The 23,052-nt window shown below is 44.4% G+C and carries 21 protein-coding genes; 9 read left to right on the top strand and 12 right to left on the bottom strand.

The window, feature by feature from the left end:
• Positions 1-79 precede the first annotated feature (79 nt).
• Together pfkA and pyk are read left to right on the top strand one after the other, a co-directional pair.
• Positions 80-1,060 carry a 6-phosphofructokinase gene (gene pfkA / locus ACDQ55_RS11095; protein ID WP_420981457.1) on the top strand — a complete coding sequence of 327 codons (981 nt, stop codon included), beginning with the start codon at positions 80-82 and terminating at the stop codon, positions 1,058-1,060.
• Positions 1,061-1,075: 15 nt separating this feature from the next.
• Complete coding sequence (pyk, locus tag ACDQ55_RS11090) at positions 1,076-2,563, top strand: pyruvate kinase (RefSeq protein WP_420981456.1); 1,488 nt, start codon at positions 1,076-1,078, stop codon at positions 2,561-2,563.
• A 101-nt stretch (positions 2,564-2,664) separates the two neighbouring features.
• Here the strand turns inward: pyk and ACDQ55_RS11085 are convergent, their stop codons facing one another.
• Positions 2,665-3,837: an MFS transporter gene (locus ACDQ55_RS11085; protein WP_420981455.1), complete on the bottom strand. Its 1,173-nt coding sequence runs from the start codon at positions 3,835-3,837 to the stop codon at positions 2,665-2,667.
• Positions 3,838-3,969: 132 nt separating this feature from the next.
• On the opposite strand from ACDQ55_RS11085, the gene ACDQ55_RS11080 reads away from it, so the two are divergent.
• Together ACDQ55_RS11080 and coaA are read left to right on the top strand one after the other, a co-directional pair.
• Positions 3,970-5,325, top strand: coding sequence for an NAD-dependent succinate-semialdehyde dehydrogenase (locus tag ACDQ55_RS11080; RefSeq protein WP_420981454.1), 1,356 nt, complete (start codon positions 3,970-3,972; stop codon positions 5,323-5,325).
• Positions 5,326-5,388: 63 nt separating this feature from the next.
• A complete protein-coding gene (coaA, locus tag ACDQ55_RS11075; protein WP_420981453.1) occupies positions 5,389-6,345 on the top strand; it encodes a type I pantothenate kinase in 957 nt (318 codons plus the stop codon).
• A gap of 86 nt (positions 6,346-6,431) precedes the next feature.
• On the opposite strand, the gene tssD is transcribed toward coaA, so the two are convergent.
• The 5 genes from tssD to ACDQ55_RS11050 form a co-directional block, all read right to left on the bottom strand.
• The gene (gene tssD, locus ACDQ55_RS11070; RefSeq protein WP_420981452.1) at positions 6,432-6,818 is read right to left on the bottom strand and encodes a type VI secretion system tube protein TssD; all 387 of its coding nucleotides are present in this window, start codon (positions 6,816-6,818) and stop codon (positions 6,432-6,434) included.
• A gap of 62 nt (positions 6,819-6,880) precedes the next feature.
• A complete protein-coding gene (tssO, locus tag ACDQ55_RS11065) occupies positions 6,881-7,405 on the bottom strand; it encodes a type VI secretion system TssO (RefSeq protein ID WP_420981451.1) in 525 nt (174 codons plus the stop codon).
• Between the two features lie 51 nt (positions 7,406-7,456).
• A complete protein-coding gene (locus ACDQ55_RS11060) occupies positions 7,457-8,632 on the bottom strand; it encodes a hypothetical protein (RefSeq protein WP_420981450.1) in 1,176 nt (391 codons plus the stop codon).
• Between the two features lie 12 nt (positions 8,633-8,644).
• A complete protein-coding gene (locus tag ACDQ55_RS11055; protein WP_420981449.1) occupies positions 8,645-9,502 on the bottom strand; it encodes a TssN family type VI secretion system protein in 858 nt (285 codons plus the stop codon).
• A gap of 61 nt (positions 9,503-9,563) precedes the next feature.
• Complete coding sequence (locus tag ACDQ55_RS11050) at positions 9,564-10,523, bottom strand: hypothetical protein (RefSeq protein ID WP_420981448.1); 960 nt, start codon at positions 10,521-10,523, stop codon at positions 9,564-9,566.
• A gap of 238 nt (positions 10,524-10,761) precedes the next feature.
• Here ACDQ55_RS11050 and ACDQ55_RS11045 point away from each other — a divergent pair, with 238 nt between their 5' ends.
• The 3 genes from ACDQ55_RS11045 to ACDQ55_RS11035 are packed head-to-tail and all read left to right on the top strand — an operon-like array spanning position 10,762 to position 14,107.
• Entirely contained in the window at positions 10,762-11,814 is a 1,053-nt protein-coding gene (locus ACDQ55_RS11045; protein ID WP_420981447.1) for a PKD domain-containing protein, read from the top strand.
• Positions 11,815-11,823: 9 nt separating this feature from the next.
• Positions 11,824-12,255 (top strand): GPW/gp25 family protein, encoded by a 432-nt coding sequence (locus tag ACDQ55_RS11040; protein WP_420981446.1) that lies wholly within the window; start codon positions 11,824-11,826, stop codon positions 12,253-12,255.
• 10 nt (positions 12,256-12,265) lie between these two features.
• Positions 12,266-14,107, top strand: coding sequence for a hypothetical protein (locus ACDQ55_RS11035; protein ID WP_420981445.1), 1,842 nt, complete (start codon positions 12,266-12,268; stop codon positions 14,105-14,107).
• Positions 14,108-14,199: 92 nt separating this feature from the next.
• Here ACDQ55_RS11035 and ACDQ55_RS11030 read toward each other — a convergent pair whose 3' ends face one another.
• The 6 genes from ACDQ55_RS11030 to ACDQ55_RS11005 form a co-directional block, all read right to left on the bottom strand.
• Positions 14,200-15,564: a DUF5458 family protein gene (locus ACDQ55_RS11030; RefSeq protein ID WP_420981444.1), complete on the bottom strand. Its 1,365-nt coding sequence runs from the start codon at positions 15,562-15,564 to the stop codon at positions 14,200-14,202.
• A 37-nt stretch (positions 15,565-15,601) separates the two neighbouring features.
• The gene (locus tag ACDQ55_RS11025) at positions 15,602-16,048 is read right to left on the bottom strand and encodes a hypothetical protein (RefSeq protein ID WP_420981443.1); all 447 of its coding nucleotides are present in this window, start codon (positions 16,046-16,048) and stop codon (positions 15,602-15,604) included.
• A 152-nt stretch (positions 16,049-16,200) separates the two neighbouring features.
• Complete coding sequence (locus ACDQ55_RS11020; RefSeq protein WP_420981442.1) at positions 16,201-18,648, bottom strand: AAA family ATPase; 2,448 nt, start codon at positions 18,646-18,648, stop codon at positions 16,201-16,203.
• Between the two features lie 287 nt (positions 18,649-18,935).
• Complete coding sequence (locus ACDQ55_RS11015) at positions 18,936-19,955, bottom strand: DUF3137 domain-containing protein (protein ID WP_420981441.1); 1,020 nt, start codon at positions 19,953-19,955, stop codon at positions 18,936-18,938.
• A gap of 13 nt (positions 19,956-19,968) precedes the next feature.
• Entirely contained in the window at positions 19,969-20,490 is a 522-nt protein-coding gene (locus tag ACDQ55_RS11010) for a hypothetical protein (protein WP_420981440.1), read from the bottom strand.
• Positions 20,491-20,514: 24 nt separating this feature from the next.
• Positions 20,515-20,799 (bottom strand): hypothetical protein, encoded by a 285-nt coding sequence (locus ACDQ55_RS11005; protein ID WP_420981439.1) that lies wholly within the window; start codon positions 20,797-20,799, stop codon positions 20,515-20,517.
• Between the two features lie 430 nt (positions 20,800-21,229).
• On the opposite strand from ACDQ55_RS11005, the gene ACDQ55_RS11000 reads away from it, so the two are divergent.
• Both ACDQ55_RS11000 and ACDQ55_RS10995 read left to right on the top strand, forming a co-directional pair.
• Positions 21,230-22,762: a C25 family cysteine peptidase gene (locus tag ACDQ55_RS11000; RefSeq protein ID WP_420981438.1), complete on the top strand. Its 1,533-nt coding sequence runs from the start codon at positions 21,230-21,232 to the stop codon at positions 22,760-22,762.
• Positions 22,743-23,018, top strand: coding sequence for a hypothetical protein (locus ACDQ55_RS10995; protein ID WP_420981437.1), 276 nt, complete (start codon positions 22,743-22,745; stop codon positions 23,016-23,018). The genes ACDQ55_RS11000 and ACDQ55_RS10995 overlap by 20 nt, the downstream gene beginning before the upstream one ends.
• Positions 23,019-23,052: the final 34 nt, after the last annotated feature.

Genomic DNA, 23,052 nt, shown 5'->3' with positions numbered 1-23,052 from the left:
ATTTCATCAGATAACAGTTAGAAAACAATTGCAAAATGTTATTTTTGTGCGCCTTTAAGATATTTTTTTAGCAATTTATATGAAAAAACTGAACAACATTGCAGTCCTTACTTCGGGGGGGGATGCCCCCGGCATGAACGCCGCAGTTCGTGCAGTTGTAAGAACGGGCATTTATCATCAGCTGAATGTGTACGGCATAATGTACGGCTACCGGGGAATGTTGGAGAACGAGATATTCCCGATGGAGTCTAAATCTGTGGCCAACATCATTCAGCGCGGAGGCACCATATTGAAGACCGCCCGGTGCAAAGAGTTCTATGAATATGAAGGGCGAAAAAAGGCTTACGAGAATCTGAAAAAACACAACATTGACGGGCTTGTAGTAATCGGTGGTGACGGCTCGTTCAATGGTGCGCAAAAGTTCAGCCAGGAATTTGACATTCCGTGTATAGGCTTGCCTGGTACTATTGACAAGGACATTGCGGGGACTGATTCTACTATTGGGTTCGACACAGCAGTAAATACGGCAGTGGAAGCAATAGACAAAATCAGGGACACTGCTGATGCGCACGACCGTTTATTTGTAATTGAAGTGATGGGCCGCGATGCGGGCTACATTGCCTTACATAGCGGTATTGCTACGGGTGCGGAACATATTTTGATGCCTGAACGCAAAACGGAAGTAGAAGACATTATTGAAGAACTGCAGGCCAATGAACGCCGCAGAAAACTGGTAAACCTAATTGTAGTGGCCGAAGGTGACGAAACCGGCGGTGCCAATGAAGTAGGTCGTATTATCAAAGAAAGATGCCCTCAACTGGATACCAGGGTGAGTATCCTCGGACATATCCAGCGTGGTGGTGCTCCCTCCTGCACAGATCGTATTTTAGCTAGCCGCCTGGGCTATGCAGCTGTAGACGCCCTGCTCGAAGGCATCCACAACGTGATGATCGGCGTAGTAAACGACCGCATCCATTACACTCCTCTTGATAGAGCTGTTAAGGCCAAACAGGAAATTGACCCCGAATGGTTTAAGATTGTTAAAATTCTTGCGAGTTAAAAAATTTTCAGACTTATGAGTACAAAGGATCTTTCGAAATACTATCACAAGCAGATGGACAACGCTGCGGGTAGAGAACACTCTTCGCACAAAACAAAAATTGTGGCCACAGTAGGGCCCGCCTGCGATACCTATGAAGGACTGTTGGCGCTGGTGAAAGCCGGTGTTAACGTGTTCCGTCTCAACTTCTCACACGGCTCACATGAAGACAAACTGCGGATTATTGAATACATCCGCCAGATCAACAAAACTGAACCTTATACTGTAGCTATCCTGGCCGACCTGCAAGGACCTAAGCTGCGCGTAGGTGAAATTGAGAACAACGCTCTTCCACTGAAAAAAGGTGATATCCTCACTTTCATCAATCAGAAAGTAGTGGGTAACATGGAAAAAATTTATGTTTCCTATCCCGACCTGTATAAAGATCTCAGACCCGGCCAGAAAATCCTGCTGGACGATGGTAAAATTGAAACTGTCGTAACTGAAATCACCGCCGAAGGTGAAATCAAAGCTGAAGTAGCCCTCCCAGGTGTGCTCTCTTCCAAAAAAGGTTTCAACCTGCCAGATACAAAAATTTCCCTGCCTGCACTAACAGAGAAAGATATTGCTGATCTGGAATTCATTATCGACCAGGAATGCGACTGGGTAGCGCTGTCTTTTGTAAGGAGCGTAAAAGACCTCTCCGACCTGCGTAAACGCCTGGAAGCGCGCAACTCCAAAATGAAGGTGATCTCCAAAATTGAGAAACCTGAAGCAATTCAAAATCTGAAAGAAATTATCTGGGAAAGCGATGGCGTAATGATTGCCCGTGGCGACCTTGGTGTGGAACTGCCAGTAGAGCAGATTCCAATGATCCAGAAAGATATTATCCGCAAATGCATTCACCGTGCAAAACCTGTTATTGTGGCTACACAAATGATGGAAAGCATGATGGACCGCACCCGCCCTAACCGCAGTGAGATCACCGACGTGGCCAACGCCGTACTGGAAGGCGCCGACGCAGTGATGCTGAGCGGTGAAACAGCTACCGGTATGTTCCCTGAGCTGGTCATCCAAACCATGAACAAGATCATCCAGGAAGTGGAAAAAGAAGCGATCATCTACAACCGTAACCTGATCCCTCATCGCCACTCCCCTACCTTCCTCAGCGATGCACTGTGCTACAACGCATGTAAAATTGCGGAAGACCTGGATGCAGATGCACTCATTGGTATGACACAAAGCGGTTACACCGGCTTTATGCTGAGCAGCTACCGTCCACGCAGCCCACTTTATATCTTCACCAAAGAAAGATCGCTTGTAAATCAGCTGAGCCTCAGCTGGGGCGTACGCGCTTTCTACTATGAAGAAGAAGAAAGCCTGGATGATATCGTGTTCGACCAGATCAACATTCTGAAAGAAAGAGGTTTCATCAGACCAGGAGATGTTTGCGTAAACACGGGCAGCACTCCTGTTAAAGAACACCTGCCAACAAATATGCTGAAGATTACCAAGGTGAGCTAATCCCCCTGGTATTTAGCTTAAAAAAATTAACAAAAAAGCTACTGCAGCCTGGTGCCGCAGTAGCTTTTTTGCTGTTTATATCAATAGTAGCCTAAACAGGATTAAGCATTGATGACATTCGCTTTTTTATACGTAGCCAGGTAGATCAGCAAAGCCGCCGTGATCAATGCAGTACCAGCTATACATACCCCATTCCACCGGGCTATAGACCATACCCATAACCCGATACCAGAGCCCAGCGAGGTGCCAATAAAGCTGGCAGTCATAAATACGGTGTTTAAACGGTTCCTGGCTTCCGGTAGCAAAGTATAAATACGGGTTTGGTTAGACACATGAATACCTTGTAAACCCAGGTCTATCGCCACAATACCCAGAATAATACCAATAACGTTAGCCTGAAAAGTATAAAACAGGAAATATCCCAGGAATAAGAAGAGAATACCATAGCCAATAGCAATACGGGGATTTTTCTTGTCTGCTATCCGGCCTACAAGCGGAGCTCCCAAAGCACCGGCGGCCGCTGCCAATCCCATAAGACCTATTTGCGCACTCGTATAGTGAAAAGGAGCGGCAGACAATAAAAACACCACCGTAGTCCAGAACATGCCAAACATAGCAAAGCAGCAAGCGTTGATAGCAGACGCCTCCCGCAATACGGGTTGTTCGCGGATCAAAGTGAACAAGGATTTCATCAATTGCCCATAGCTGCCGCCGAAAGTAGAGTTGCTGGAAGGGAAAGAAAGCATCATAATCACCGCCAGTAAAGCACTGATACCTGCTGCAATCCAGAACATCGCCCTCCAACCGAAGTGATGCCCTACTATGCCACTCAGGGTACGCGATAATAGAATGCCCACCAATAAACCGCTCATAATGGTACCGATTACCTTACCACGATTAGTAGGGTCCGAGAGATTTGCAGCCAGCGGTAATACCAACTGCGGCACTACCGAAGTAAACCCTATCAATAAACCGGTTATTTTCAACATATTGATATTCACCGATTTGGCAGCGGCAACCAAGGCTACGGCAGCAGCCAGCGTCATTACCACGATTTGCTTTTTACGCTCCAGTTTATCACCCAATGGCACACAGCACAGCAGGCCCAACGCATATCCTACCTGTGTAAAAAAGGTAACCTGCCCTGCATTACTTTCTGTAACCCCAAATTCTTTACTGATCAATTCCAATAAAGGCTGGCTATAATAAATATTGGCAACGATTAAGCCTGTGCATAGGGCCATTACCATAATATTCCATCTACTAAGCGCCATAAAGTCGTGCTTTTTTTGAGGGCTAAAGATAGCAATTCGCTTTTACGAGTTGGCTTTTAGCGGAAAACGGTAAATTTGTATTACTAATGATGTGAATATTTACTAACATTTCACTGCAAAAAGCTACTAGCTATGTTTACAAGCATTAATCCGTTTACACAGGAAACCATTGCTGTATATACAGCGCATACACAACAGGAAATAGCGCACAAACTTGAACTGGGTTACAATGCGTACCGTGAATTGGGAAAAGTATCACTGGAACAGCGCCGGCAGTGGATCATGCAGGTGGCCCAATCGCTAAAAGACAATGTAGAGTTGCATGCTTCGCTGATTACGCAGGAAATGGGCAAAACCCTGAAAGAAGCCCGGGCGGAAGTATTAAAATGCGCTACTTCTGCCGAATATTATGCAGAAAATATTACGGATATGCTACAACCCAGAATTATCCGTTCCGATGCCTATAAAAGCTACGTTTCCTATGAACCCAAAGGCATTATCCTGGCTATTATGCCGTGGAACTTCCCTTATTGGCAGGTATTCCGTTTTGCGCTTCCTAACATATTGGCCGGCAACACCGGTTTATTGAAACATGCCAGCAACGTAAGCGGTTGCGCATTAGCTATTGAAAAAATATTTACAGAAAGCCCTTTCCCGGCAGGTACTTTCCAATCGCTGCTGGTAACGCCAAAAGAACTGGAGCCCATTATGGCCGATCCCCGTGTACAAGGCGTAACTATTACCGGCAGCACGCCTGCGGGGAAAAATGTGGCCGCATTGGCAGGAAAATATATCAAGAAAACAGTGCTGGAGCTAGGCGGTAGTGATCCGTTCATTGTATTGAAAGATGCCGACGTGGAAGCCGCCGCTAAAACAGCCGTAATAGGGCGTATGCAGAATGCCGGCCAATCCTGTATTGCTGCCAAACGCTGGATTGTAGAAAAAGAAATAGTTCCCACCTTTACAACAGCAGTAAGAAACATCCTGTTAGGATTAAAACAAGGTGATCCTACCCTGGAAGAAACTACCATGGGACCCATGGCCAGACTGGACCTGGCCGAAGAATTGAATAAACAACTGCAAAGCAGCATCCAGCAGGGCGCCCGCTTGGAGTTGGGTGGCATACATGAAGGCTGTAACTTTGCACCCACCCTGCTTACCGGGGTTACCAGTGATATGACTGCTTTTAAAGAAGAAACATTTGGCCCACTGGCCGTTATTGTAGAAGCACAAAATGAAGATGATGCGATTGCCCTTGCCAACGAAACACCATTTGGCCTGGGAGCAGCATTATGGACCAGCGACCTGGATAAAGCAGCTCTCCTGGCCACAAAAATAGAAAGCGGCAATGTGTTTATCAATGCCATGGTACGTTCTGATGCACGCCTGCCTTTTGGCGGTGTAAAAGAATCTGGCTATGGCAGGGAGTTATCACTTGAAGGCACACACGAATTTCTGAATATCAAAACAGTTTATATACAACCATAAAGCCGTTAGCTGCTAGCTGTCTACAACTAGCAGCTAACGGCTAACAGCTAACTATTAAGAAGAATGACCACCTCTCTGAAACGCGACCGCTACTCTCCCTATATCGGTTTCACCCGTAAGGAATGGGCAGAAAGAAGCGGCGATGCTATGTTGCAACTCCAGGACTACGACCTGGAGGCCCTGCATGGCATGAACGAACCACTCACGCTAGAAGAAATAAGACAGGTATATCTGCCGCTGGCGCATTTACTGAACCTCTATGTTACTGCTTCACAGGAACTGCATAAAGCCACAAATGCCTTCCTCAGCAGCCAGGTACATAAGGTACCTTACATTATAGGCATCGCCGGTAGCGTTGCCGTGGGAAAAAGCACCACTGCCCGGGTACTGCAGAAACTACTCCAGGCCTGGCCCAATCATCCGAAAGTAGACCTGGTTACCACCGATGGTTTCCTGTACCCTAATAAAATACTGGAAGCCAATAATATCATGAACAGGAAAGGCTTTCCTGAAAGTTATGACATCAAAAGACTCATCCACTTTCTGGCAGATGTTAAGTCGGGCAAAGAAAGGGTTGCGGCACCTTTGTACTCCCATCTGGAGTACGACATACTGCCTGGCCAGCTGCAATGGATAGAGCAACCGGACATTGTGATCGTAGAAGGCGTAAACGTATTACAAGTAAGACCACGCCAACAACAAAAAGATCCTGCCGTTTTCGTATCCGATTTCTTTGATTTCAGCATTTATGTAGATGCTGCAGAAAAAGATATCCGTAAATGGTACATTGCGCGCTTCGAATCGCTCCGTAGAACAGCATTTCAAAGCCCCAATTCTTTTTTCCACCGCTATGCTCATCTCTCGGATACTGCTACCATTGAACTGGCCACGCAAATATGGGAAGACATTAACAAACCTAACCTGGAGCAAAATATTGCGCCCACCCGTTACCGTGCCAGCCTGATACTGGAAAAAGGACATCATCACTTTGTACAAGCTATTCAACTCCGGAAAACATAAACATTACCAATCAACTATTTTTACCAGAGGGTATATCAAAAGCCCTGATATACCCTCTTTTTATTCGATACCTGTTGGTGGCCTGATCACACCCACTCATTAACATGTTTTGCGTTGCCCATGCTAATTTCACGAGCAGAAATGGTGAAAGAAATAGTCATCGGGTTTTTGTTTTCATAATCGAAAGACTCTTCAAATTTTACAAGATACCCTTCTTTAAATTCCAGGGCTTTCAACTTAGCATCTGTATCTCTTTTGAAGAAAGTGATAACGCCATCTTTTCGCTCAAAGTTGTTCACCATCCACTCAAAGAGATCTGTTTTACCTGTTGATTCTACAGTCAATTTAATACGTCCGCCACGGGTAATAGCCGAAGGGCGGCCTGTAGCATCTGTTTCCTGTGTGAGATCATAGGCCACATGCTGTACATTGTACACTTGTCCGCCTGTTTCAAATTTTGCTTTGAAAGACATGTTGGGTTAATTTTTAAGGTTACAATAAAGAAAAGTAATCAGTACCTGATTGGGTTTACAAATCAATGCACCCTACTATTCAGCAGCATCATCTGACGACAATTATCTAGATCCCGGCTTTTGCTTTCCAGCTTGCTATTCAAATCTGCCACCTGTTCTTTTAATCCGGCTATATTCTGCTGAACATGCTGCAGTTCTCTTAATTGTTGCTTAGTTTGTTGGAGCAACAGGCAATTCTGTACGATATCATCATATAAGCCGTAGTGGGTAACTACCTCTTTAGGAATAGCATTACGCATATCTGCCAGGGAAGCAGCAATCACCTGATCCATGTAGTTTGCATTTTGATTAGGCAGGTTAATAGAATCGAGGTGATGCTTTACCTGGTGCAGCTGCTGCGAAAATTTTGCCTGGAAAGCCCGTTCTTCCTTAAAGATATTCAACGCCTTGCGGAGAACAATATTTTCTTGCGCCGGCACTTGATAATTAAAAAAAACGGCTACCACAAACAAGAATACAGTGACGATAAAAAATAACAGGAACCATACAAAGGAAATATTTCTTTCCTGTCTGTTTAATACTTGCATATTGTATGATAATTTTAAATCTAAAGGATGGAATAAAGCATAGATGATTCGTTAATCTGTGAAAAACCATCTTTTGGCTTTATGTTTTCTGAGGTATGCTGTGTTTTCCTGTGATTCTTCTTTTACAAAGATATTGCCGTCTTGCCGTTTTCCAATGTAATCGAGCCCGCTTAAGCTTTCAAACAGCTTGCTGACAGCACATACAAAGAGGAGCATGGGTTGCACACATTCCCGTACGTCCAGGTGTTTATATTTAACATTAGCACAATTAGTTATCAGCATTTCCAGTTCTCCCTGGCGTATTTCACACCATTCAGACAAATAGTTGAGCAATTCTTCCCTGCCTGCGCCAGCGCGTTGGTCAATCGCATTCTTCATTGTGCGGGCTAACCCGGCTATTACTTCAAGCATAGCAATAGGCGGCTGTTGTAAGGCCAACCAACGCAGTTGCGTGATAGCTGCACCCAGGAACTGCACGATCCGTTCAGTGATATAAAGTATTACAAGGGCCAGGTCGTTATGCTGATTACGGCCATAAATTTTCTGCACAATATGCACACCGTAAAGCTCCAGCTGCCCCAAGAACTGATCCAGCTCATAAAACAGGTTTATCAATGCCGGATGCGCGCTTACGGTACTGCAGGGAGGTATATAATTGTCGTCTAAAGCAGGAACACCGTTGGTTACAACTATACGGCCCAGCACCATCTGGTAACTGCCTGGCTGTCCGGAAGGTAACTGAGAAGCCGGCAAAATGTACAACTGGTATTCCGGGGTTGCATAAGGTAATCTGGGCGGATCTTCTTCCAACAATGGCTCTCCGCTGGGCTGCCGGTTAAAAGGGTTTACCTGCACCATTACATAATAGATATTCTCCGCATGATCCGGATTCAAATTAAATACCGCTTCCGGAAAGGTGCTGGCATATTTCAGAGCATGAACGGTATGCTCCGGCACTTCTATGCGGGCACCTCCGGGGGTAACAGCCCTGCATTCGGTTAGCTTTACCCACCATTGTTGCTGGTTGTCGCTCATAAACCAGCAACGCAACGATTCTTTGTTATCGTTTTTGGGCGTTAACAGTCCATAATTGAGTCCGTGAATGCTGCAGGCAAGTGTATCCCTTATCTGATCCTGCCATGCATTTTCCGTATCTATGAAATGTTGCCTTTTAATCTTCATGCCATCTACCCAGTTCACGGGAAAATGTTTCAGTGGTTCTGCCATAATGCTATGCATTTAGGATAACATAATTCTATTGCAAATGATTACACTATTTTCCTTGATACCGTTCATGAATACGGCTTTTTGAGGGTCGAGCATTTTGGCGCTCCCAAACCAACGGGGCTTCAGATGAAATACCCACCCGTAGGGCTGTCCGGTAGAATCTACAAAATCAATGGGCATATCTGGATAACGATCATTATAATCATTGATAAAATGATAAAATAGGTCGCCCAAATCCATTTTAATCGGCGTACGGGCGCGGAAATAGGTACGGCTTTTATCTTTTGGAGCCTTCTCCATTTCCAGCCCTATCACAATCAGGTCACGCATTTCTTCTTCATTTACTTCGGGTATCTCTTTATACATAGGATATTGCCACCACTGCTGTAATTTTACCGGGATAGCCATCATTCGCTCAAATGTTTTATATACAAAAGTGGGCAATACAAAAGAAAACATGCTGGTCAACATAGGATAATACAAAAAAGTATCCCGGTCAAGCCACCGGTTCATCAACACAAACCCTGCTCCTCCAAATAACCAGATAATCAATATAAACAATAGTTCGGAGGCCAGCGTATTTTCATTGGCCCAGAACCGGGTATACATCAAATGAACATGCAAAATGCCCAGGCTAAGAAACCACATTTCACAAAAAAAATACTGCTTCATCAGGCTTCGATGGGTAAAAAAGAAAGGAACAGTGCTAATAACAGTAAAAACCAGGGCCATACCACACAAATACAGCAATGCGTTCTTTTTATAACGGCTGAAATACTTAATGTATCTGCTGAGCAAGGCCACTATAATAGACCCCAGTGCCAGGATGCCAGCCAGAATAAGATAAAATTCAGTGGTGTATCTCATCATACTGTTGATATATCAAGGTTTTTCACACTTAAACAGGATTTCAAATACAGGATCATTCCAGTTAAAGAAAAAAATGATAGCCTATAATTGCCTGCTCCGGCTGCATATCGTCCATAACCACATACTTGTCTTCTGCAAATGGCATCAATAAAGTATTTATCTCTACATCTACAGGAAACAGGTACCCATAACAGGCGTCCAGCAATTTACCATAGGGTTGCTGCGGGAGGTAGTCGTATAACCGTTGGCGTTTCAGCGGCCCAATGGCTACATTCATCACCGGCATATCTGTGTAACACTGTATACCCACCATCATATCTATTCCTAACCGGGCATCTCCCAAACATGGATGGTTACCTATCCTTACCATACGTGGCTGTATATCTCGGCAAATATGCACAGGCGCGTCCAATATCTGTTCCAGGCAAAGCTGCATCAATGGTACATTACCAGCTATACGGTGTACAAGGGGCAACAGCTCTTCCAATCGGTTCGCTGCTGCCGGCGGCAAATCAGGCTGCAGTTGCCAAAACGTATGCAACAACCGGGCTGCCTCCTTCCCAAACACTTCAAACAGCAAATGTTTTTCCCGTTGCTCCAGATATACCCGTTGCAGAAAAAATTCATTCTCCAATGGTTGAAAAAAACGGCGGGCCTGTTGCTGCTGTTGCTGCTGCCGCTTGTAGCGGGCCACCATCGTATCAATACCTGGCAAATGGCCAGACTCCTGGATAAACTCATGAAAAATACCCTGCGGCAAGCGGTCGTATATGCCATCCCGGGATAAAACCAAACTGATAAAGGGCTGATAAGGTTGGCTATCGTTTAGCTTTGCCTGTATTATATCGGTGGTAAAAGACCGGGTAAATACATTTTGCAACTGTACCATCACTTCTTCTTCCCTTATATGATGATCCAGTAACTCACCGACCACAACTTCGGCCCTCACATCATAGAGCAAAGCAGTGACTTGCGCTATCGCATCTTCCAGTATTATCGTCTGCTGGGCATTATTTATCACGAGGTTTGATTTAGGTTTCTCATTACTTACCTCAGCCAACAACTGTTAGTATAACTATCTTTCTAATATGGTTTCCGGGCTAACAATTTAGTAACAAAAATAGGGGTTTGATTTTATTATTCTGTATTATTGTGATCTAAATTTTTTATGCAAAAAAAAAATTCCTTGCGTTACCTATCTTTTATTTTTCTCTGAAAAAATCATTAAAATTGTAAAACCCTGAAAAACCTCATCATCAATGCCCTCTCATCAACCTAAGAATGAACACAAGGTTAACTCATTCAAACCTTTTGGAAAAATTGCCAGTCATGTTGATCCTATGATACGCTGGGCTTTTCTCGGCTTGTTTCTGATCAGTATGGTATTACTGGCCTTCCAGATGGATAGCCGGATATACTGCAGCGATATCAATATTGTATTAAGCCACACCCAGCATATCAACGGTAACACCTATACGGTAGGTGAAGTGATTACTTTTAATGCAACCGCCACGAAAAAAGATGCCGGTTACACCTGGGATTTCGGCGACTCCGGTACCAAAGCCACTGGCCTGCAAGTATACCATTCCTTTAATAAAGCCGGTAGCTATCTGGTAACACTTCGTTCTGGTAGTTGCAGCTGGACCCAAGAAGTGCTGATAGCAATGCCACCACCTGCCAACACAACAATCCAGGCAGCAATATTTCCCGTCATAGATGGGCCTTCAGAAGTATTTGAAGGCCGCCCTGTTACCTTCAGTAATACCACTCCTGGCGCCAACACCTGGAACTGGCGCCTGATGCAGGATAACGCAGCAATACATACCAAAGCGACCGTTACTTATACTTTTTTCTCTCCCGGAGAAAAAACGTTGTCTCTGATCATCAACGGTGATAGCAGCCATATGGTACTAAAACATATCATGGTGTTCCCTCCCAGGCCAGCTACACCAGATAACAAACCGGAACAGGCATTTAACCCCGCCACCGTTATGCCGGCGCCAGAGCAACCCGCAGCAGCAATGGAAAAGCACGTACCGGCCATCTCAGACGATGAATTCAGATACCTGCTCACCCAAGTAATACTAAAACAAAAAACAGCGGCTGATTTTGTCCAATATTTCTGTAGTAATCTCAATGCAAGGGTAATATTGAATTCAAACAACATAGATAATTTCACCCACTTTTGCTCCCGCATTTACGGTAAAAAGAAGTTCAGAATAGAAAGGGTGAATCTCAACAAAGATGAACATGGTTGCGTAAAAGAAATCCTGATCGTGTACGACCGCAAAAAATTATTGGGAATATTTTAAGCAGATAACATGAAAGGAAAATATTATCAGATTCCCATCAACTTTTCCCGGATACTGCAAAAAAAAGACATGCCCGCTATTCTACTGGAAAACTCCATAGAACAACATATCCATCTGCTGATTACTACCGTGCTGGGAGAGAACAAAGACGACCCGCACTATGGTTGTGAGTGGTGGGACACCGACTTCGACATTAAAGCATCCAATAGCGAAGTAAAAGAACAAGTTGAAAATGCCGTAAAAGCCGCTATTACACGCTACGAAAAAAGGATCACTCAAATAAAAGTAGCAGCAGCTGTAAATCAGGAAGAACTGTTGTTAGCAGACACGCGGCAAATGAAAAAGAAGATACAGGTTACCGTTACTGGCAACATCGGCAAAAACAACCATCCATTTCAGTATTGCAGCTGTTTTTTCATTAGCCCATTGTCTTACGACTGATCATTGCTACATGAAAGAGAAAAAAGAGAGAATAAAGGACCGGATGCTGAAAACAGCTGCCCGCCTGTGGGGATATCCTGACGCGGAAGTAGAAACTTCCTTTGATCCGATCGTACAATTATTGCTGGAAGCCTGTGCCAGTGAACTGGAAAAAATTTCCGGAGAAATAGACGTTTCACATGCACGGCTGGTGGAACGACTGGCACAGATCATGATGCCAGAACCTGTTACCAGCAGCCAACCTGCCTATGGTATCCTCCATGCCACCTCAACAGAGCCTGTAACCGATATCCACGCAGACCACCAGTTCTATTACCCGGTCCGTTCCGGTCATCATACAAAAGACCTGTTCTTTTCACCTGTTACCACCCACCGTTTATTCCACAGCCACATACAATACCTTTCTATTGGTAGCAGGCTATACGAAACCCGCGACCACTGGTTTAAGGAACAAATCCTGCAAGGACAATCCCTGCCAGATATTGCGCCCAACCAGATATGGATTGGAGTATCCACAGAAAAATTACCTATTTCCTGGGAAGGTATGTCACTGTTCTTCGACCTACGCAATATCCACCAACAGGAAATGTTTTATCATTACCTCACCCAGGCCCGTATTTTTAATGGAGCCAAAGAGCTGTCTGTAAAATGCGGCTACCTGCAAAGCTGCACAGCGGAAGAAGCAGCAACAGCATCTCCCACACAAGTGGCCGTAAATAATAATACCCGCTATTGTCAGCATATCCTTCAACGTTTCCGCCGGCATTTCCTGACAGTTACGGATACTACTCCTGCTGTTGCTACCGGATTACCACAGGAACTATTGCGGATATTTGGCGCTGGTACCAACAGGCTGCACAAAGAAGTATACTGGTTGCGCATCATGTTTCCGGAAGCATTACACCATACCTTCCTCGACGACCTCTTTTGTAACATCAACTGTTTTCCGGTTATCAACAGAAAAAATAACGAGCTGTCAATAAAACTAAACCCTTATATAAATATCATTCCTCTGCAAACACCAGACACCTTTTTTGACCTCAAACGGGTATACGACCTGGAAGGAACTAATTATTATATACGTAATTTCTCTACCGCCGGCCAAATGAAGGAAGGAGAACTCATTATCCGCAGCAGTGGCATTGGTCGCTTTGATACCCGCGAAGCCAAAGAAGTGATTGCCTACCTTGTGGAAATGATCCGCGATGAAAGCGCTCTTTTTCAGGAAATGAAAAATGATTTTGTCACCACACGCATGCGGGAGCTGCATCAACTCATCGCTTCCCTGGAAGAACAATTACAGCCCACCATCAATACAGGCACTATCCCCTATATAATGGTAAAACCCACAGAAAGCGCAGCATACCTTTTCATAGAATTCTATTCCACCAATGGGCCTGTTGCCAACAATATCCGTATGGGTAGCCGTTTGCTGGAATATGGCAATATACATACACTCCCCAATAGCATTACTTTGCTTACTAATACAATAGGAGGAAAAGACAGACCCAATATCGACGAAAAAATAAACCAGTACCGGTCGTATTTATTATCACACAACCGGATAGTTACCCCGGAAGATATTAAATCGCTATGCCGGACCATTTTTGGCCGGGAGATGAAGTTGGTCACAGTGGCGAAAGGAATTACATTACAGCCTGGCGGTAATGCAGGTTACGCCCGCACCATTGATATAAATATCGACCTGCAACAGCCGCTCATACACTACCCAGCCGCCCACTTACATTACATGCAAGAAGAGCTGTTATTACAGTTAGAAGAAAAATCCAGCAATACCTTCCCTTTCCGGGTATTCTTAAATGGTACACAGTTGACAGCCAGCAAATCCTGAATTGATGAAAATCAACCAGCCTCCTGTTATTAGCTATACAGCGCCGGCTCTTTACCGCACATACATCACCTTTTTAAACTGCCTTAAATTCATTATTTGTGGTCCTGCTCATAAGTAGTATCCCAATCGGTAGCTTCTTCTCCTTTTTGTCCTTCCATTTTTATCAGGAAGTTTTTAGCAGGAAAATATGGTTTTAAATGAATATCCAGGTAGATACGGTCTTTTTGTATCGGGTCTTGTTCAAAGCGGCGGATATTAAAATCTTCAATAAGCTTATCGGGGCCGGTAATACCATCGAGGAAACGGATGATCTGTTTCATCAGGTCTTTCCGGGTATTGGCATTAAAATTTTCGAAAGCGCGACGGTTAAGGAAATCCATCAGCACTTTAGTAACAAAATCGAACACACGTACTACAGAATAGGTTTGCAGTCCGAGGTTATCGCCATTGAACAATGTTTTTGCGCTGAAGGCCATTACCTTTCCATATTCCTTCACCATCGGCACCAAGCCTATTTTTTCCAAGCTGGCGATCTCACTTTTTTTAAGTTCAAATCTCACGCCATCTACTTCATTCATACCCCCGAATTTTTTACCGGCGGTTACCTGCGACATCAGTGTTTGATATATTTTACCTGCCAATGCACCGGAAGGAGGAACATACAAATGCTCTTTTTCCCCCACTTCATCAAATTTTCCACGGCCTACCAGCCAGTTACATGACATGATCACATTAGAACGGTGTATCTCCCCACCGGTGAGGTTAGCCAGTTCAAACATCTCCATAACATCATCTGGCGCATCCAGGTGGGCAAAATCAGTGATCAGCATGGCTTTATTCTCATGCGCAATTTTCGACCATTTTTCCAATACTTTATTAGCACCCAGGTAACCGGGGATCACCAGGAGGCTATAATTATTACGCAAATCGAGGCGATCGTAATTATTCACCAGCTCACTGCTTATCGCATCTATAAAACGGGTATTATCAAGGTCTTTCAACTGTTCCAATTCCACGTTGATAAAAGATACATTCTTCACCTTATCCGACTCTGTATTTTTAAAGAAAAAAGCTACATTTCTATACGACTGTTCCAATACGCGGGTAGCTTCCACCGCTTCGGCGAGATTGGCAAACAATACCTTTTCAGCTTCCTCTGCATGCGAAGTGCAATAGTTGATCATGTCGGGTAAGGCCTCCGTTCCGGATAACATTTTTCCCCAAAGCGATAATACCTTTTTCAGCTTTTCCCTTTCTGATTTTTTGCTGGTTTCTGTGAGAAAAATATTACGGCGCGCCTTGCGGTTGGGGTTAAGGTTTTGCGCGCCTTCCACGGTAGCTTCCAGCAGATCGAAGCCACCAAATTTTGCCAATTCTTCTATATTTCCTGACAGGCTGGGAGCTGGCGCAGTTCCTTCATTTTGCCGCAACTCCAGGTTGTGCTGTAATGCTGCCATAGTCGTTGAGGTTATATTCCCTGTAGGGAACTGTTAATTATTTAGTATTCAGATCATTTATCATGCCCCTGATAGCGCCCAGCAATGCCTGGCGGGCATCAGGATCTGCCAACGCAGATTTCAGGATCTTATTCGTTTTCAATTGCTTCATCATTTTCAGATACTGTTCTTTTTCTGTAGCCAGATCATTCAGGAAGGCGCTTTGACCAGTAATTCCTTTCACACCAAAATCGCCCAGGTGATGAAACTGTAATTTCTCTGGCACGGGATGGCCCTCTGCATCATGGAAATCAACATTCATTGCTGGCTTAAAATGCTCAAAAACAGCTTCCACAGTGGTGAGCCCTTCCACTATTTCCGGCCTAACAGGCGTCTGCTGGGTTAACTTCTCTGCAAACAAAGTACGGTTATGCGAGATTTCTGCAATGGCTTCGTTGGCGTCTGGCTTTACTTCTGTGCCACCAATTCCGTAGTTGTTGTTCATTGTAATAACAGGTTTTTCAATTTTGAAATGTATAGAGCGTACAATTATGAACGGTCTGTTTAAATGAGGGGTTTTATCCGGGTACCTGATGGAGAGATTTTTCGTTTAAATGATTCTCATACCCATCAAATCACTTTTAAGACAGCCTCATTTTATCCGCTGCTGATCTTCCAGTTTAATCCTTCTTGTTGTATATCCAAGGTTACTTTCATATTTTTTTGCAATACCCCTTCAATGAGGAAACGCGATAAGGGCCTTCTCAACTGGCCACGGATCACTTCCCGCAGTGGGCGGGCGCCATATTGTGGGGAATATCCCATCTGCGACAAATATCGTTTAGCCGATGATGTTACCTCCAGGCTGATCTGTTGCTGTTGCAGGGTATACAACAAATGCTGCAGGTGAATATCAAATATTTTTTCCACGTTGCCGGGCTGAATAGGGCTAAAAGGAACTATTTCGGTTAGCCGGCCCAGGAATTCGGGCCGGAAGTGGTGCGACATTAGCTCCATCAGCTGTTGCGGTGCCGGAACCATTCCCTGCTGAAAAGCCTTGGCCACCATGTTGCTGCCAATATTAGATGTAAACAAGATGAGTGCATTGGAAAAGTCGCCCGTTTTACCTAAGCGGTCATGTAACTTGCCTTCATCCATGATCTGCAGAAAAATATCGAATACCGACGGATGTGCTTTTTCAATTTCATCAAACAATACTACAGCATATGGTTGCTGCCGGATTTTGTTGACCAGCAAACCTCCTGCTTCATAGCCTACATATCCCGGAGGCGCACCGTATAACAAGGCAATGGCATGCTCTTCTTTAAACTCCGACATATCAAACCGGATCATGCTACGTTCGTCCTGAAACAAGAAATCGGCCAGTGATTTGGCCAATTCCGTTTTCCCCGTACCCGTAGGACCAAGGAAAAAGAAGGAGCCTACCGGTTGCCCGGCCTTACCAAGGCCCAACCTCGATTCCAGGATGGCATCTGTTACTACCTTCAAGGCATGATCTTGCCCTACTACCCGTTTACGTAGCTGCATTTCCATATTCAGGAGCCGTTCCCGTTCTCCGGATTGCACTCTCCCCAAAGGAATACCTGTGATGGTGGCAACCATCGTACTCAGATCAACCGGTGTAACAGCCACTTGTCTTTCGGCGGCTATGGCACCCAATTGTTCCAATAACTGGAGCAAACAGTATTGCCATGCTGCTATACTGCCATTTTCTATCACCAACGGTAGTGCAGCCAGGCGGGCCAACAACAAAGCGCCCATACGCGCTATTGCCTGGCGGTAAAACCACTCCAACTCTTCTACTTGTAAAAACTCCTTTTCATTCAGCAGCAACAATTCTTCCTGCAAGCTGGTGTATAGCCCCATGGTGGTATCCTGCATAGCACGTATAGCCGACAAAGTGCTATCCAATAAGTTAATAGCGCTATCTGGCAAACACCTTTCCAGGAGATAACGCCGTGATAAACGGATCGCAGCCTGTATGCTCTCCGGCAGAATTTTCAATTGGTAAAAACGTTCATATACCGGTGCTGCGGCCGCTATCATATGGGTTGCCAGAGCTTCATCCGGTTCCTGCAGCAATATTGTTTCAAAACGGTGACGGAGCGTTATATCTGGTTCTATCAGCTTATGGAAGCCTTCTGGGATGGTAGTAGCCAATAAAATAACCTCCTCGCTTTCCAAGGCTGCTTTCAGTACATTAGCCATACCGCTGTTAGTTGATTTACCTAACAGACGATGTAGGTCATCAATAAATAGTATATGCCTACCCATTTGCTTCAGTTGTTGCATGATCTGCAATAGCCTGTCTCCCAGCTCATTGCTATAGGTGGCCCCTGCTATAAAAGCACTATAATTCAACAAATAAATATCAGACAACTGCAAGGGCGAAGGCACTTGCCCATTTACGATAGCTTTTGCCAAACCATTTACTACAGCGGTTTTCCCAGTGCCTACTTCTCCAATAATCAATACATTAGGGCGGTTTTTCCGTATCAACACTTCCATGATACTACGGATTTCCCCATCGCGCCCTACCACCGGATAACCGCTTGCTAAACCCAATTGATCTGTTATACGGTGTAGGTATTTGGATACAGTAGTCAACATATCACCGATACCAGTAACGGGATCGATTAAGTGTTTTGCCGTTCTGTCCATACCCGTCAATTGCTCACGGGTAAATGGAAACGTTTTTAATTGTTCATCAGTAAAGCCTATACCCGGCGTGCATAAAGCAATCAACAAACACATTGCGTTCACTGTTTTTAGTTCCCGTTCTTCTGCCACACACACGGCTTCACTTAATACGGCTGCCGCTGCGTTATCCGGCTCCGGATCGTCCGGCAAACGGGAAACTTTGTTCATGCCCTCCAACCGCACGTCCGCCCATTCTTCCAGATAATATACATCCAGTTCCATTTGGTGCAATTTTTCTACCAGCCCGGTTTCCCGATGCAGGCAGGCGCGCAATAAATGCGCAGGCGTATACTGGTGGTGGTGGTATGCTTTAGCTATGTCCGCTGCTATGCTGATAACAGCTTGCCATGACGAACCAAATGTAATTAATGCTGACAGGGTCATCGAATGGTATCAGGTTTTTCAAAAAAAGGTTAACAATTACAATTCTTTTTTGGCACTTACCAGGATGATGCCTATACGCTTTTCAAGATCCTGATAACCGGAGAGATGATAAAGATACGGCGAAAACCTATACATAGTTTTCATGGTAAAAAAAATACGAACAATTAAATAAAACCTATAACTAACATCACTAAAACATCTACTACAGGCAACTTAAAGAAGTTTATACTTCATAGTAAAGTATAGAATAAAAAGATAGGAAACCTACTTAATCACAATAAACATATTTACAAATCCTGAGCGGTCCAAATACTATGATTACCCTTTAACCCTTCTGATATTTGTAACAAGGATAAGAAATCAAGGTAAAAATCCCGGAGCATCTGGCGGTTATTCAGGGATTGATGCAACGTGGTTTCAAAATAATCCTTACCATGGCCAATTCCCGCGTACACACGATTATTACGGAAAGAAATAAATAGGCTGGCCTTCATACGCTCCTGTAAGTGAACCAGTTGCTCCATCAATAAAGAAGTTAACAATTGGGTCGCCTCACTTGTATCCGGTGAATAAGCCACAAACATTTTATTGAAAGCAGGATCGGATGGCAATACTTTTTGTCCAAGGTTCCAGGTTTGGATATAGCTGTTGTCGGCAGCCGAAGAACTGAACCAACTATTGCTACGCGATAATATGTAGACGGGCGTACTGAAATAACGGGGGAATTGTCCAATAAAATAACTGCCACAAAAAATAGTGTCTGCCACCTCACCCCGCACTGTTGCCAGGGGTAGGTGGGCAACCGATAAGTCGCAGCACTGGAAATGCATATCCCCATTTTTTCCATATACCTGGTCGTTACCGCTTACCCGGTAATCTTTCGGCGCAAACAAGCCACTCTCCATAAACTCTTCGTAGCTGGCATGGCTGGAAGGCTGATAATGGAAGTCGGGGTTAATAAAACCGATCAGGGGCTTCACAATCCTGTTCTTAAAATCTTGTTGACTGCCTCCGGCAGCGCTTCTCCGTTTCATCATAAAATAGCTAATGCAGTACCCTCCGAGTGCAAACGCCATAACCATTCCTCCTATTAACAGGAATTGCCGCCCTGGCCCTATCGGAACTCCCACAGGGGGCTGTTTATAAAATCTGACTACCAAAAACATCAATATAGCAAAGGGGATCAGGCAAACTATCCATATACCTCTCGCCCAGTTACGGGCGGCAACACGTTGCTGCTCCATTTCATGCAATGTTGGTTGCAGCTGCTGCTCCAGAAAAGCATCCAGTTCGTTTATCGTTTTCATAAAAATATTATTATCAGTTAGAAGACCAGTTAGCACTGCTACCTAAACTTACCACACCCTTGGTAAATGGCTGGCTAACCAATGATTTAAAAGATTGCACATTTTCGGCAGATAGAGGGAGCTTATACATTGCGCGACCATTGCCCATACAAACATGGCCATACTCCATCGGAAACAGGCGCAACCGAATAATACGGAATGGCAACATCAGCTTATAATCCGTATAAGTATCAATGTTATGTACCGTCTCTCCTCTTTCCAGACGGTATACAAAATCACTGATCTTCCGGGGCCGCCGCTTTACTTGTATCAGCATAAAAAGATAAGGAACCAGCACCATTATGGGCAACAAAAGCAGGATAAACAATACTTCCATTGGAGTTTCATGGCTTTTACCTACAAAAATGCTGTAGGCAATTAATCCAGACACCGGGATGATACACACTTCTACCGTAATCAGGGCGTGAATGATCTGTTGTTTATCCTTCTCATGTATATTCAGCAATATGGCTTTCAACTCCGTAAGGTTGTTCATGGGGAAATTTTTAGGAAGATGGTATTATTTTGACCTTAGCTTATTGAAGTTGCTGATGGCCAGGTAAAGGCCAATCAATGCGATAATAGCATAGGCTGTGATCAGCACCCATACGTTTCCTCCCGTTACCTTATAAATCAGCATTTCGATTTTGGTGATATGACTGCTTTCATCGCCAGTACTGCGATAGAACTGTTTATAACGGTAAAATATCAATGTAATACCTGCTATACCCAGCAGCAACCCGGCAATTACACTTCCCCAGGAAGGTGGGTCTTCTTTACGAACAGGGTTATTGGATTTACTCATGAGGATAATGGTTAAGGGTTAATACAGCTTATTATTGTCGCTAGCAGCCAGCTCCTGACAATTATTAGTAATAATAACTGTTAGTGATTGACAGCTAAGTAAACAAAAAAGTGACAAACTACAAAATGTATCCGTCGTAATTAACAATCATTACCTACTGTTCATCGCCATCATTAGTCATCCTGCCTTACCAACGCATGCAACCCACCATCGAATAGCGATGATGCTCCTAACAAATTTTACATATATTCACTCATAGTACGGATATACGATACAAGACCGGCAACAGCAGGAACCTCCTATGCAATAAACAGCCGGAAAATACCGCTCACCTTTTCACTATGCAAATACGTTGCGTAATGGAATGATAATTTTATTTCAATACATTTGACGCCACAATATGGAAAAAATGGCTTCCCCCAATACACATATGCTAACTACGAAACTCATTGTTACCAATAAAACCGCGCTGCAAGGAAAGTATGGAGACAGTATCCAGCTCATATTGAATGCTCTCCACCAATTGCAGGCACACGATAACGGCAGACAACTTGACACTCACGTCATTTTTATAGATGACGCCACGCAGATGCAAGCCTGTGGGGCTGCAGTGGTAACAGATGCAGCTGATGAAGCACAACAAAAAAAAGCTATTGATGACCTTTATCGCTACTATATTCCCGGTTATCTCCTGCTGCTGGGCTCACAGGATATCATCCCTTTCCAGCGGTTAAAAAATCTGTTACCGGGTGATAATGATCCGGATACTTACATTCCCAGTGATCTTCCCTATGCCTGCGATGCTCCTTATGATACTGATCCCGGTAAATTTATTTCGCCTACCAGGGTAGTAGGCCGTCTGCCAGACATCCCAGGAGTAGCCGATGCCAGCTATTTGCACACGCTGATTTCCAATATTATAGCAGCCAGCCCTGCGCCACCATCGGAATACCTGCCTTACTTTTCCATCAGCACATACGACTGGCAAGATTCTACCCAAAATAGCCTACAACATATTTTTGGCAACCACCATGCTTTGCAGGTATTTCCAGGCGATGACACACTCACCGGCAGTAACTGGACCGCCGAACAACTGCAACCCAAAACACATTTCATCAACTGCCATGGCGCTATTTATAACCCCGGTTTTTACGGGCAAAAAGCGACTGATTTTCCACTAGCCCTGAGATCGGACGTAATCAACAATAAAATTACGCCCGGCACCCTTGTTGCGGCAGAATGTTGTTATGGCGGTCAATTATTTGATCCGCAGAAGAACAGCGGGAGAAGGATGAGTATTGCCAACAGTTATCTGTTAAACCATGCCCTCTGCTTTATAGGCAGCTCCAATATTGCTTATGGTCCACCTACTGGGCAAGGCCTGGCCGATCTGCTCACCCAATATTTTATAATCAACGTGCTGAATGGCGCCTCTACCGGCAGGGCATTGCTGGAAGCCCGGCAACGCTTCCTAAATGAGATGGGCCCTACTTTAGACCCCTACGAACTAAAAACAGCCGCCCAATTCTACCTGCTCGGAGATCCCTCATGGCAGCCGGTGGTGAATACCCAGGACCCTAGCGCTACCAGTGAAAAAATGCCTTTTGTGAACACCTTGCAAAACAGGCGCGATAACCTGGAGGCCCGGGGCAAAATGTTAGACGATTTCATCTCAGTTCCGCATCCCTCAGAAGATACCTATAACATCAACTCCGAACTTCACGTTGCCATACATCAACTCCTGGATGAAAGAAAATTTGCCCAAAAAAGGATACCTAAGGTATTTGTGAATAAAAAAAATAAAGCCACCTACCAAGAACAGGGACCTCCTTCCAGGTCATCTGTAAAATTTCACGTATTTTCGGAATCCATCTCCCATGGAGAAATTCCCTTAACAAAAGTCATTGTCGTGAAAGAAAAAAATAACCAAATACTGGGATATCGTGAATACGTCAGCAGATAATAACAACGGGGCAAAAAACAGCCCTTTTATTACACTCACCGGACGCCTGGTATTGCGCACCTTTGGCCGGCATAGCAAAAGTGAGCACCTCGGCGTTTTCCTGGTAACAGATCAGGGCGAATACCTGATACGGCCCTCCAGTGCCAATCCATTTATGCCGAATCCCTTAATGCCATTGGCCGGAAAAACCATTGTAGCTACAGGTGCTATTGAAGATTATGTTTTCCTGGTGCAAACCTGGAAAGTAGAAGATTAATATATTAATATGATGACTCCGCTTTTTTTATTAC

The organism is Chitinophaga sp. 30R24, assembly GCF_049056765.1.
Classification (GTDB): domain Bacteria; phylum Bacteroidota; class Bacteroidia; order Chitinophagales; family Chitinophagaceae; genus Chitinophaga.
The sequence above is the reverse complement of the archived record's forward strand: the minus strand, read 5'-3'. Positions and strand labels throughout refer to the sequence as shown.